At 62.4% G+C, this 12,366-nt stretch carries 14 protein-coding genes; 4 read left to right on the top strand and 10 right to left on the bottom strand.

The window, feature by feature from the left end; genetic code table 11:
* Positions 1-74: 74 nt before the first annotated feature.
* Together BJI47_RS04660 and BJI47_RS04655 are read right to left on the bottom strand one after the other, a co-directional pair.
* Positions 75-974, bottom strand: coding sequence for an oxidoreductase (locus BJI47_RS04660; RefSeq protein ID WP_088942629.1), 900 nt, complete (start codon positions 972-974; stop codon positions 75-77).
* 85 nt (positions 975-1,059) lie between these two features.
* Positions 1,060-1,416, bottom strand: coding sequence for a hypothetical protein (locus BJI47_RS04655; RefSeq protein ID WP_088942628.1), 357 nt, complete (start codon positions 1,414-1,416; stop codon positions 1,060-1,062).
* Positions 1,417-1,529: 113 nt separating this feature from the next.
* Here BJI47_RS04655 and BJI47_RS04650 point away from each other — a divergent pair, with 113 nt between their 5' ends.
* Positions 1,530-3,227, top strand: coding sequence for a dihydroxyacetone kinase family protein (locus BJI47_RS04650; protein WP_088942627.1), 1,698 nt, complete (start codon positions 1,530-1,532; stop codon positions 3,225-3,227).
* Here the strand turns inward: BJI47_RS04650 and BJI47_RS04645 are convergent.
* The 7 genes from BJI47_RS04645 to BJI47_RS04615 all read right to left on the bottom strand — a co-directional run bounded on the left by BJI47_RS04645 (position 3,210) and on the right by BJI47_RS04615 (position 7,592).
* The gene (locus BJI47_RS04645; protein ID WP_088942626.1) at positions 3,210-3,701 is read right to left on the bottom strand and encodes a GAF domain-containing protein; all 492 of its coding nucleotides are present in this window, start codon (positions 3,699-3,701) and stop codon (positions 3,210-3,212) included. The two genes, BJI47_RS04650 and BJI47_RS04645, sit on opposite strands and share 18 nt — an antisense overlap.
* A gap of 10 nt (positions 3,702-3,711) precedes the next feature.
* The gene (locus BJI47_RS04640; RefSeq protein WP_088942625.1) at positions 3,712-3,936 is read right to left on the bottom strand and encodes a hypothetical protein; all 225 of its coding nucleotides are present in this window, start codon (positions 3,934-3,936) and stop codon (positions 3,712-3,714) included.
* A 61-nt stretch (positions 3,937-3,997) separates the two neighbouring features.
* The gene (locus BJI47_RS04635; protein WP_088942624.1) at positions 3,998-4,654 is read right to left on the bottom strand and encodes a DUF998 domain-containing protein; all 657 of its coding nucleotides are present in this window, start codon (positions 4,652-4,654) and stop codon (positions 3,998-4,000) included.
* A gap of 9 nt (positions 4,655-4,663) precedes the next feature.
* Positions 4,664-5,098, bottom strand: coding sequence for a very short patch repair endonuclease (locus tag BJI47_RS04630; RefSeq protein ID WP_088942623.1), 435 nt, complete (start codon positions 5,096-5,098; stop codon positions 4,664-4,666).
* 5 nt (positions 5,099-5,103) lie between these two features.
* Complete coding sequence (locus BJI47_RS04625; protein WP_088942622.1) at positions 5,104-5,943, bottom strand: hypothetical protein; 840 nt, start codon at positions 5,941-5,943, stop codon at positions 5,104-5,106.
* Positions 5,940-7,088 (bottom strand): DNA cytosine methyltransferase, encoded by a 1,149-nt coding sequence (locus tag BJI47_RS04620; protein ID WP_088942621.1) that lies wholly within the window; start codon positions 7,086-7,088, stop codon positions 5,940-5,942. The genes BJI47_RS04625 and BJI47_RS04620 overlap by 4 nt, the downstream gene beginning before the upstream one ends.
* A gap of 195 nt (positions 7,089-7,283) precedes the next feature.
* Positions 7,284-7,592 carry a hypothetical protein gene (locus BJI47_RS04615; RefSeq protein ID WP_125458662.1) on the bottom strand — a complete coding sequence of 103 codons (309 nt, stop codon included), beginning with the start codon at positions 7,590-7,592 and terminating at the stop codon, positions 7,284-7,286.
* 132 nt (positions 7,593-7,724) lie between these two features.
* Here BJI47_RS04615 and BJI47_RS04610 point away from each other — a divergent pair, with 132 nt between their 5' ends.
* Genes BJI47_RS04610 through BJI47_RS04600 form a run of 3 tightly spaced genes read left to right on the top strand, consistent with a single transcriptional unit; the run spans position 7,725 to position 11,802 of the window.
* Positions 7,725-9,503, top strand: coding sequence for an ABC transporter ATP-binding protein (locus BJI47_RS04610; RefSeq protein ID WP_254900394.1), 1,779 nt, complete (start codon positions 7,725-7,727; stop codon positions 9,501-9,503).
* Positions 9,496-11,319, top strand: a complete 1,824-nt coding sequence (locus BJI47_RS04605; protein ID WP_088942619.1) for an ABC transporter ATP-binding protein — start codon at positions 9,496-9,498, stop codon at positions 11,317-11,319. The genes BJI47_RS04610 and BJI47_RS04605 overlap by 8 nt, the downstream gene beginning before the upstream one ends.
* A gap of 51 nt (positions 11,320-11,370) precedes the next feature.
* Positions 11,371-11,802 carry a MepB family protein gene (locus BJI47_RS04600; protein WP_088942618.1) on the top strand — a complete coding sequence of 144 codons (432 nt, stop codon included), beginning with the start codon at positions 11,371-11,373 and terminating at the stop codon, positions 11,800-11,802.
* Between the two features lie 13 nt (positions 11,803-11,815).
* Here the strand turns inward: BJI47_RS04600 and BJI47_RS04595 are convergent, their stop codons facing one another.
* Positions 11,816-12,142 (bottom strand): hypothetical protein, encoded by a 327-nt coding sequence (locus BJI47_RS04595; RefSeq protein WP_088942617.1) that lies wholly within the window; start codon positions 12,140-12,142, stop codon positions 11,816-11,818.
* Positions 12,143-12,366 lie beyond the last annotated feature (224 nt).

Below are 12,366 nucleotides of genomic sequence, written 5' to 3'. Positions count from 1 at the left end.
TGCTCCCGTTCGTTCGAGATTGTCCGGCCGGTTGGCTGTCGCGGTAGAAGTGATTGCTACACAAGAGCGTTCAGTTACTTTCCAAAGTCATACGTGATCCCGGTGAGTCTTTCACTTGCGTACCAAAGCTTTTCGGCAAGTTCCGCGTCCTGAGCTTTGGACGACATTTTGGCCGGACCGGGGACGCCCCTGGATTCGAACAACGAGGTAGGTCCGCTGTACGAGCCCGGCCCGCCGCTCTCGAGGGCGTACAGCGTAGGAAGAGCACCTGCGCGTGCGGACTGGGATATGAACTTGATCCCTATCGACGCTGCGAGGGCGGCGATCTTCGAACTCCCCAAACCGTCCGGGCTGGTGTAGAGCGCAGTCTCGGAAATACCCGGGTGCGCTGCATTGCTGGTGATCGGGATTCCCGCCCTGTCCAGCCTGCGTTGCAGTTCGAGAGCGAACAGTAGATTCGCGAGCTTCGAATTGGCATACATCCGCTGCGGTTGATAACCGTTGATGGCTTGCAGGTCGTCGAAGTCCAACTTCGGTCCCTGCTTGTGCGCAACCGAGGAGACGGTCACGACCGTCGCGTGATCTGCTGCACGCAAATTCGGCAGCAGGTGGCCGGTCAGGGCGAAGTGCCCCAGGTGGTTGGTTCCGAATTGGAGCTCGAAACCATCCTTGGTTTCCGCTCTCCTCGCCGGCATCATCACGCCCGCATTGTTGATCAGAACGTCGAGAGTCCTCGGGGCGGACTCGGCGAACTCGCGGACCGAACCGAGGTCGGCGAGGTCGAGATGTGCGGTGTCGACGGTACCTTCGGGTGCCTCTACGGCGATTTTCTCCGCCGCCCTGTTCGCCTTGTCCAAGTTTCGGCAGGCCAAAGTGACGTGGTCGCCCTGCTTGACCAGTTCGAGTGCTGTGAAGTAACCGATACCAGTGTTTCCGCCGGTGAGAATGACATTTCGCTGCTTGTTGTCTGGCACGGGCAAAGGTTACCTTCGGCGAATCGGATCTGCCTATGACCGAAATAGGCGCAGGGTCGACGCAGTGTCGGTCTATTCTTGTGCGCTAGTTCCAGAGCACGGCGACAATCACATTCACGATCGCCAGTCCACCGGCAGCATGTACCAGGTTCACTACTGGCTCGGAGCGCTTCTGCCGGGCGCGCGCGATCTCGGCACAGGCGACGACCGCCAAGCCGACGAGCAACTTCACGCCGATCTTCCCCATGTTGTAGTCCTTGCCCAGCGAATCCACGCTCTCGCCCAATCCGACGAGGACGATGCCGGCCAAGAACGCGATCCGCGCGCCCCACACCATCACCTCGGTGATGCGCGGTGCCTTTATTACTGTGAGATACCCGCCCACGATGGCGGCCATTGCGACAAGGTGCACCAGCACCACGACGTTGTATACGAATTCCATACCGCCACCCTATCGGTGGCGACCAGCAATAATGAGCAGTCGAGGCGAAGTCGCATCGAGAACAGTTGCCACGTCGATCAGGACTGCAGTCGCTCTCTGGCTAGTGTGGAGAGATGTTCGTCAACTCAGCCGACACGTTTGTTGCCGACGCACTACGCGGCCTGGTGGCTTCCACCGACGATATTGCCTGGCAGCCCGATCCAGGATTTCTTTCCCGACGCGACCGAATCCCGCAGGGCAGGGTCGCGTTGCTGTCGGGTGGCGGATCAGGCCACGAACCGATGCACGCAGGCTTCATCGGCGAAGGGATGCTCACCGCAGTCTGCCCTGGGCTGGTGTTCACCTCTCCGAACGCACTGCAGGTGCATGAAGCGTCCAGGGCGATCAGTGCAGGCGGCGGCGTGTTGCACATCGTCAAGAACTACACCGGTGACGTGATGAACTTCCACATCGCGCGGGAGTTGTTGCGCGAGGACGGTATCGAAACAGATTTCGTTCTGGTCGACGACGACGTCGCAACCGAACGATCCGACGGGGACGGCCCCGGCCGCCGCGGGACTGCAGCGACGGTCGTCGTCGAAAAGGTATGTGGTGCAGCGGCGCAACGGGGCGACTCGCTCGAGGCGGTTGCAGCGCTGGGTCGTCGGGTGGCGTCGAACGCGCGGAGCATGGCGGTGGCCCTGGGGCCGTGCACTCTTCCCGGTTCGGCTGCGCCGTCGTTCGACCTGCCCGAAGACGAGATCGAATTGGGCATCGGTATCCACGGCGAGCGCGGAACGTCTCGTGTTCCGACGATGTCGGCGCGAGACATCGTCGCCGAGCTGACGGGCGCCGTGGTGGCTTCGCTCGCGCTCGAACGCGGTGACACCGTGCTCGCATTCGTCAACGGTCTGGGCGGCACCCATCCGCTGGAGCTGCATCTACTGTTCGGTGAGCTGGCAGAGTACCTGTCGGACAAGGGAATTACTATAGCCCGCACTCTCGTCGGCACCTTCGTGACGGCGCTGAACATGGCAGGCGCTTCGATCACGCTAGTCCGTGTCGACGAGGAGATTCTTCGACTGTGGGATGCGCCGACATCCGCGCCCGGGTGGCCCAATGCTGCGCAATCGGAGTATCACGGTGTCGGCGAACGAGGCAGTTTCGGTCCGAGCTTCACCCCTAGTGTAACGAGCAGTGACGCAAGCATATTCGTGGGTGAATGGGTATCGAGTTGGGTGCGGCGAGTGCTCGACGAAGAACCGGACTTGACAGATCTGGACCGGAAAGCCGGGGATGGGGACTTCGGAACCAACATGGTGGCCGCGCTCCATCGGCTCGATCTCGACAGCATCCGCGAAGAACTCCCGGCTGCAACAGTATTCGAGGCGGTGTCCGAGGCATACCTGGGTCACGCGGGCGGAACGTCCGGTGCACTGTTCGGGCTATGGTTTCGGCAGTTCTACCGTGCACTCGGTAAGACCGTAGACCTCGACGCCATCGCGCGCGCCGCACGGCACGGACTGGACAGCATCACCGAGCTCGGCGGCGCGCAGGTCGGCGACAAGACCATGGTCGACGCTATTGCTCCTGCCGTGGCAGCGTTGGAAGGGGCAGCGTTGGAAGGGGCGACGTCACTGGTTGCCGGGCTCCAGGCGGCCGCCGTGGCTGCCATGGAAGGTGCCGCATCCACCAGGGAACTGACGGCGAACCGTGGCCGTGCGTCGTACGTCGGCGAGGCGGCCCGCGGTGTCACCGACCCGGGTGCGCTGGTGATGGCGTGGTACTTCGAGGCAGCGTCGGATGCTGCCGAGTCAGTGCTCGCCCAGTGAGGAGAGAAACACTCGCGCCAGTGCTTCGAGACCGGCCTGATCGTCGGCATCGAATCGATTCGGTCTCGGGCTGTCGAAGTCGAAGACTCCGATCAACTTGCCGTCGAGGCTGAGCGGAACCACCAGCTCCGATCGCGTGGCAGCATCACAGGCGATATGCCCGGGGAAGGCCTGGACGTCCTCGACGCACTGGGTCTCGAGTGTCGTCGCTGCGGCTCCGCACACTCCTTTGTCGAGCGCGATGCGCACACACGCAGGCTGCCCTTGAAACGGTCCGACGACGAGCTCGTCGCCGTCGTACAGGTAGAAACCGACCCAATTGACCTCGGGGAGAGCGTGATAGGCCAGAGCCGAAATGTTGGCGGCATTGGCGATGCGATCCGATTCCCCGGACACCAGCGCTCGAGCCTGCTGTACCAATTGGGCGTACTGCTCGGTCTTGGTACCGGCGAGTGGGGTGGCGGTGAACGACATGAGCCCGAGTCTATTTCTTCGGAACCTTGCGCCCGGCACCGAGGCGACCTGCCGCGAACCCGACAGCGAACAGCACCAGCAGGATCAGCCACAGTGGTGAGGTGACGTTCAGCCAGAACAGCTCGATGGTGGTGCTGTACCGGTTCTGGGCGATGAATACCGCCGCGAGAATCACCAGGATGATGGATATCCAATGAGTTCGGACGATGCTCAGTGCTCGATCTTTTCCCGACATACACCGGAAAGCTACCTTCTCAGAGCGACTCTCGGTGGCGAACCGCACACAACTTTCATGTTCACCGAGCCCCGTTGCGGCCTACGCTCACGCCCAGGAGGATGAGGTACAGCGAGATTCCCCCGACTTGAATCCGCTGCGCGATACCGAGTCGGTACTCACCGGGCAGATTGTCGGCGATCATCAACCACGCCGTCGCCGCCGAGGTGATGATCAGAACCGCTGTGCCGGCAATGCACAGGAGCGGCATCGACCGATAGCGAAACGACGCTACCGTGAACGCGAGCATGGCGGTGAACACGGCAAATACTGCAATCGTGCTGGTGAGCGCATGAATGTGATGCAACTGTGGAAAGAGACCGCTCGGCTCGACAGGGCAGCTGGGGTCGTTTTCGGCCACACACTCGATCGGCAACTGGGAGTCTGCGATCGTGGCAATCCCGAAAATGCCGAGGGCGATCCAGCCGGGTGTCGTGAGGCGATGTCGCTTACTCCAGTACAACCCCAGGACCGAGGCGAGTACGAGGAGCAGCCCGGTGATCAGATCGGCCGTGCCGAAGAACTTCTTGTAAGGCTGATCTGCAGCATCGAGCTCACTGAGAAACGAGCGCGCCGGATCCAGTCCTGTGTCGAGGAAGAACTCCGCCACCCATGCCGAGTACAACACCCCAGTGAATGTCAAAATCACCATCAGTGTGGTGGCTCTCCGTCGCGTCACTCCCGCACTCTAGTTCTGCGGCGGTGCCGAGCCGTCCTCGTAGAGCGCCCGAGTGACCTTGTCGGCCCCGTCTTGGGCCGCCTCGTGCTCCCACACGCGTACGACGGTCCACCCCGCAGCATCCAATCGGGCATCGGTATCACGGTCGCGGGCCACGTTGGCGGCAAGTTTGTCGGTCCACCACTGCGCATTGTTTCGGGGTGAGGTGGCGTGAACAGGGCAGCTGTGCCAGAAACAGCCGTCGACGTACACGGCCACTCTGTGTCGAGGGAACACGACGTCGGCGCGTCGGCGTAAACCTTTCAGCGGAGCTCGATCGACGAAGTAGCGCAGGCCCCGGCGATGGAGTTCACGACGCAGCGCCAGTTCGGGGCCCGTATCGCGCCGACGCTGCTTGCTCAGACGCGCACTGGTTGCGGCATCGGTGCGCGGGCGATCGGCCACGTGAACTAGCTGTCTTCGCTGTCTTCGGGTTCGGACCAGTTGGGCGCAAATCGGTTTCTGCGCTCGACCTCGCCGTGCACGAGAGCGACGAACTCCTCGAACGACAATGTCTGGGCGACGGAAGGACGTCCGTTCCGCGGTGGGGACTCGTCGACGTCGAAGAACCGGACCGCACCGCGATCAGGGCCGTCCGGCTCGTACAGGCCGATGAACACCTTCTCGAACAGGTCGTAACGAGTGTCCTCGGCACCCAGATCGACCCACATTTTCCCGGTCCCGCCGACGACCGGACGCTTGCCGCGACCGGATCGCTTGGACAGCGTCGTCACATGATGCGCGAACGAGGACTTGCCGATGTCGCTCGCCTTCGCCGGATCTCCGTCATCGCACGTCGACAGCGGCTCGAACATGACTGCGATCAGGACGCTGTACGGCTGGCGCTGATGCAACACCATCGCCTCACCGCGCAGTTCGTGATCGTTTCGGACGATGTTCTTGGTCCAACGACCCAACTTGCCGGTCCTCGGGCTGTAGTCCTGAAAGCTGTAGGTCTTGATCGACACACACAGAATCAGACCCAGCGTCGGATCGAGCGCTTTGACGTCGAGTCTTTTACGGCCCTTTGCGACGTCGACCTGCGCTTCCTGGCCCATCCCCATCGCGTCGGGAGTGATTCCCGGATAGTGGGGCCGCAAAGCGTCGGCGACCGTCTGCGCGAGATGGTTCGACAAGCGTTGGGCGTAGTTCTTCTTGTCGCTGCGGTCTGCGCTCGGAGATGGCTTGTCTCCGGCCAACATCAATGGCCGTGCCAGCGCAGGGGGGTCCGGAAACAAGTGATCGCTCATGCGGCGCGAGGTGTGGGGTGCCCGCCCATGCGGTCGAGGTGGCTCTCCACGTCGTCGAGGAAACCCGGAACGAATCGAAGGTTGCCCATCTTCGCGCGCTTGAGGAAGCCCGCGGTGGCCCTGGCGGACAACAACCGAGAGTCGTCGAGGAAGTCGCTGAGATTCTCGTACGGCTCGTGCACAGGCCAGGTGGATCGGTGGACTCGAAACGAAGAACCGTTGCGCCCCCAGGCAGCCGTCGGCCAGGCCTGCCCAGGTAGAAGCGGGGTGTCCTCGGAGTCGTCGTGCGGTTGCGGCCGATCCAGCTGCGTGGCGACCCACGACGCCATCCGCACACTGACCGCATTGCCGACGAGCTTCCACCGATGGCCGGCCCGTACCCCGGGCAGCGACAGCGCGGGCGCCGTCCAGTCGGGGTCGAAGCCCTGCAGGCGTTCTGCGCCGATGATGCCCGGCGTCACGATCTCCCCGGACGGCAACCGAATGGCTGGTGGGCTGGCGATACCGATCGACGATCCGCCCTTGAGCGTCGGGACGGCATTGATTGCCCAACCGAGCCCACGGGTGCCCTCGGTCCAGTAGAAACCACACGGCTGCTCACTCGGGTCGCCCTCGGGCACGGGGCCTGCGTCCTGCCCGAACAGCACCTCTCGCGGATCCTCGGTGCGCGAGGCCAGCATCAAAACCCGCTGACGCCGCTGCGGAAGCCCGAACGACCGAGCGTCGACGACGCGGTAAGCCCACATGTAGCCGAGATCGGACAACGCATCGGTGATGTGACGCATCGCCGCGCCCCGGCTCAGTTGCAGCATGAAGGGGACGTTCTCGATCAGGAGCCAACGCGGCCCCTTGCGTCGTTTGACGAGGCGAAATACTTCGTCGACGAGCCCGGAACGAGATCCGGTGATACCCGCAGTGAGGCCGGCCTGAGACAGATCCTGGCAAGGGAACCCCGCCGCGACCAACTCGGTGCCCGAAGGCAACGATCGCAACTTCGTCACGTCACCGTGCACGGGAGTATCGGGGAATCGAGCGCCGAGAACGGCCTGTGCTCCCGGGTCGATCTCGCACAGCAGTTCGGTAGACCAGCCTTGCTCCGAAAGCCCCAATTCGAGCCCGCCGATCCCGGCGAACAGCCCGACCATCGATCGTGAACTCACGGGCACCCTTCTGTGGCGGATCGAGAACGAAATTCATACAGAAGGTTACTCGAGAACTACGACATGTTCGGCCACCGCACCGCAGATGCCCGTTGGGGTTGGTCCATACGATCTCACTGGTCCAACCCAGTGACCTCCAACGTTGCGCTGCAACGAAACCTCGGGAGCCGCCGGCCGCGCTCACCGGCGAGCGACGACGTCGAAGGCGATCATCGGCAGTCGGGTTCCATCCTCATGGATGCTCTTGCCCAGTGTCGTTTCCAGGACGGGTCTCAGATTCGCCCAGGCCCGAGGGTGCGTCTCGGCTGCCGAAGCCGGAGACCACGACGAACCGGCCCGGAACCGGATGGGAGCCCGAACGAACCTCCGAACCCGAAGCAGACCAGCTCCGATCAGAGCCAGTCGATTACCGAGTTCACCGGTCATGCCTACCATCGTTGCAGCATCGGCCACCCCCCGCATGGGCTCCTCGACGCTGTCCAGCGTCACCTCAGGAAGCCACTCGTGACTTCCCGTTTCCAATTTCGCACGGAATGCAACGGCAAGAAATTCGGTTGGCTCAGAAGCTGCCGGGTGACAGCATTTCCCACAGGCGAAGGGAAGAATTACGTGTCGACAAGTGTGCTGGAACCGCAGCAGACGGCCGAGGATTTCTCGTCCTCGAATCCTGAGGAACGCAGTTCGTTGGCCCGATTTCTGCCGTTCATCGCACCGTATCGGTGGTATTTTTTCGTCTCGATCGCCGTGTCGTTGGTGGCGACTCTCACTGGGCTGGCGATTCCACTCGTGATCCAGGGTGTCATCGACGGGCCCATCACCGAGGGCAACGTCGCGGGCGTGTGGTGGCCTGCGGCATTGATCCTGCTGCTGGGGACGATCGATGCCGTGGGTATTTGGATTCGACGCTATCTGGTGTCGGGGCCGTCGAGTCAGTTCGAAATTTCGGCACGGGCAACGGTCTTCGAGAAGTTGCAGCGGCTGTCGGTGTCTGCGCACGAAGGCTGGGATTCCGGACAGTTGCTCTCACGTGCGATAGCGGACCTGTCGGCACTACGGCGGTTCGTCGCCTTCATCGGTCCCTTCTTGATCATCAACACGGTGACGCTGGTCGTCGGGCTGGGCGTGCTGTTCGTGCAGTCCTGGCAGCTCGGTCTCATCATGGCCGTGACAACTGTTCCGCTCGTGATCATCTGCGCACGGTTCGAGTCGCTCTATCGCGTTCTCGCGCGCGATGCTCAGGATCAGGCAGGCGACGTCACGACGACCGTCGAGGAATCCATTCAGGGCATCCGAGTGCTCAAGGCCTTCGGCCGGAGCGCGCATCTGGGTCGAAGATTCCTTTCCGAAGCGTCGACGCTTCGCGGCACCGAACTGCGGAAGGTTCGATATCTCGCGATCCTGTGGTCGCTGATCGTCGGCATCCCGCCGATCGGAATCGGGCTGATGCTCGCCTTCGGGACCTACTCGATCGTGGCGGGCACGATGACAGCAGGAATGTTGGTCGCGTTGATGGCCATCGTTTCTTTCCTGCTGTGGCCGATCGAATCGTTCGGATTTTTGCTCGCCGAGCTGAACAATGCACGCACGGCCGCGGATCGTTACTGGGAAATCATGGACACACCCGAGACGATCAGTGAACCTGTTGCTCCGGTGCCACTTTCGAAAGATGTGCATGGAGCGTTGGCGTTCCACGGCGTCGGCTTCACGTTTCCCGACGCGTCGGCACCGCTGCTGACCGATGTCGACTTCCGGATCGAACCGGGTGAGACGGTCGCGCTCGTCGGGGTGACGGGTAGTGGGAAGACTGCGCTGACCAATCTGGTGCCGCGACTGTACGACGTGACGGCGGGTGCGATCACCATCGACGGTATCGACATCAGGACGTTGGCGCTCGAGGACCTGCGCTCGGTGGTGTCGGTGGCGTTCGAGGATCCGGTCCTGTTCTCGGCGAGCGTGCGCGAGAACATTGCGCTCGGCCGGCTGGAGGCATCGGATCTCGATGTCGAGGAAGCGTTGCAGATCGCTCACGCCGTCGAGTTCGTGGATCAGCTGCCCTGGGGGCTGAACACTCGCATCGGGGAACAGGGGATGAGCCTGTCCGGTGGGCAGCGTCAGCGATTGGCCCTGGCGCGGGCAGTGCTCGGCAAGCCGCGAATTCTCGTGCTCGACGACCCGCTCTCGGCCCTGGACGTCAACACCGAGGCTTTGGTTCAGCACGATCTACGGCGCGTCCTGACTCATTCGACGACGTTGCTGGTCGCGCACCGGCCGTCGACTGCTGCGCTCGCGGATCGAGTGCTGTATCTGGAGAACGGAAGAATTGTGGAGCAGGGAACGCACGAGCATCTGCTGGCGTCGTCGCCGAGGTATCGCCACGTCATGGGTTCGATCGATGGCTGAACCACAGAAGGTAAGTGACTGGCGCGGCGTCGGAAACGAGGATTCCGACGTCGATTCGACGGGCAACCTGGTTCTGGCGGCGCGGTCTCGTCGACTGTTGGCGTCATTGGTTCGGCCGTACAAGAAACAGGCGCTGCTGGCGCTGGCGGTCATCATCGTGGACAACCTGGCGTTCGTCGCCGGGCCACTGTTCATCGCGTACGCGCTCGACAACGAGATCTCCGCTGCACAGGACGGCCGCTGGATGCCGCTGGTGTGGACGGTGCTGGGCTACATCGGATTCGGTGTTCTCGGTGCGATCACCACGTACACGTTTCTGATCGTGTCCGGGCGGCTCAGTCAATCGATCCTGTTCGATCTGCGTAAACGTGTATTCGCGCACGCGCAGCAGTTGAGCTTGTCGTTCCACGAGAAGTACACCTCGGGCCGGCTCATCTCGCGATTGACCAGCGATGTGGAATCGCTTCAGACGTTGCTCGAAAGTGCTTTGAACGACGCCTTGTCCGCGGTTCTGTCGATCGTCACCATCGCGGTCATTCTGGTGTATCTCGATGTGCCGCTTGCGCTTGTGGTGCTGGCAGGCTTCGTACCGCTGGTTCTGGTGACGCGGTGGTCGCAGCGCAAGCAGCGCACCGGATATCGACGCACACGGGTAGCCATTGCAAAGGTCGTCGTTCATTTCGTCGAGTCGATGGGTGGCATTCGCGCGGTGCAGGTCTTCCGCCGGGAGCAGCGCAACGATGCGATCCTCGAGGCAGGGGACAGTGAGTACCGAGACGCTACGACGTCTGCGTTGCGCGGAATGGCGAGCTATACCGGCATCGTTCGGTGGATCGGCAATCTCACGCTCGTGATCATCGTGGTGTTCGGTAGTTATCGAGTAATCAACGGCCACATGGACATCGGTGTGCTCGCAGCGTATGTGCTGTATCTGCGCCGGTTCTACGGACCGTTGGATGAGTTGGCGCAGGTGTTCAACTCGTATCAGTCCGCAGCGGCTGCACTCGAGAAGATCTCCGGAGTGCTCGAGGAAGAGCCGTCGGTGCAGACGCCCGAAGATCCGGTGTTGCTCCGCTCCGCGCAGGGAGACATCGACTTCGACCATGTTCGGTTCGCGTACAACACGGACCGCGTGGTGCTGCCGGAATTCTCGTTGCACGTACCGGCCGGACAGGTCGTCGCGATGGTTGGCGCAACCGGTGCAGGAAAGTCCACTCTCGCAAAGCTTCTCGCACGCTTCTACGATCCGACGGAGGGCACGGTCAGCCTCGACGGAGCGGACCTACGCAGACTCGACGACGAGAACATGCGCGAGCACATCGTCATGGTGACCCAGGAATCGTTCCTGTTCTCCGGCTCGGTGGCCGACAACATCAGACTCGGCAGGCCCACCGCCACCGACGAGGACGTGCGGGCAGCAGCAGATGCCGTCGGGCTCACGGAGTTCATTGCCACACTTCCCGACGGAATCGACACCGACGTCCGTAAACGAGGGGGCAGGCTCAGTTCGGGGCAGCGGCAACTCGTCGCGTTCGCCCGAGTGTTCCTCGCCGCGCCAGCGGTGATCGTCCTCGACGAGGCGACCTCGAGCCTCGACATCCCGAGCGAACGGTTGGTCCAGCGCGCCCTCGAAACGATTCTGCGGGGGCGGACCGCGTTGATCATCGCGCACCGCTTGTCGACAGTCGCGATCGCCGATCGCGTCCTGGTGATGGAGAACGGCAACATCGTCGAGGATGGGACTCCGGATCAACTCATCGCCCGGCACGGCAGGTTCGCCGAATTGCACGATGCGTGGGAAACCAGCCTCGTCTAGTCCGCGACGCGGCCCAAGTTCATGGCGTCACGGGTGAGATAGCTTGGCTGCGTGCAATTCAGTGCGTTCGAGGCCTATGCAGCCGAGGTGGGGTTGACCGTTGCGGTGACTCCCGAGATGCACAACAGTGACTACGAGTCGGGCATTGCCCAGATCTGCGACGAGGCGTGGCATATCCGGACTGCGCGAAACACTCCGACCAAGCCGGGTGCTTTCGTCAGCTTCTGGCAGCGAGACACCGATGGAACGACGATGCCGTTCGGTGATGACGATCTCACCGCGGGCCTGCTTGTCTTCGTGGAACAACAGGGCCGACGCGGCGTGTTTCGATTCACCTGCGCGCATCTATCCGTCCTCGCCATCACCTCAGGGAAGCGGCCGGGCAAGCGGGGGTTCCGGGTGTATCCGAGTTGGTGCACCGGGCTGAATATTCAGGCCACGGCCACACAACGTGCTCAGGCGACCGCGTTCGAGGAGTATTGAGCTCCGGCCCGACCTAGGTCCATGGCGTGATCGGCGGTTTCACCCACATGATCTTCTCGTCGGCATGCTGCGGCTCGGCCGCGGGATGGTTCGGGTTCGCGAGCGCCCACGCGCACTTGGATTCCACCAACTCGGCCGCAATGGTCCACGTCTCCATCGTGCTCGGCGGCGAAATGTCGGCTGCTCGGGCGAGCTTGCGTCGAGCGGCGTCGGTCAGCCCGAGAAGCTCTCCGGCGTCGATGCCGCGTTCCCAGACGAAACGTGCGAGAGCTGTCGCCTTGTCTCGTCTACTTTTCGCAGCCTGCTCGGAGTGCGCGAAATCGAAGTCACCTGCAGTCACGACGACAACCTTAATGAAAGTGAGGAGTTTCGAACATCCGGTCCGATGTAATCGACACCACCACGAACATGCCCGAAATGTAAGATTACGACGCCGGAAACCAGTGAAGCGGGAGTCCGTCAGCCGGACTCAGAAGAGAAAAGTCGCCACCGCTTGTTCTACAGGAGTCTCTGTCGCTTACCGTAGTCGGGTGACCACTCCAGCCCCGGGTGAACAACGCGCTT

It is taken from the genome of Rhodococcus sp. 1168 (assembly GCF_002091955.1).
Lineage (GTDB): Bacteria > Actinomycetota > Actinomycetes > Mycobacteriales > Mycobacteriaceae > Rhodococcoides.
The sequence above is the reverse complement of the archived record's forward strand: the minus strand, read 5'-3'. Positions and strand labels throughout refer to the sequence as shown.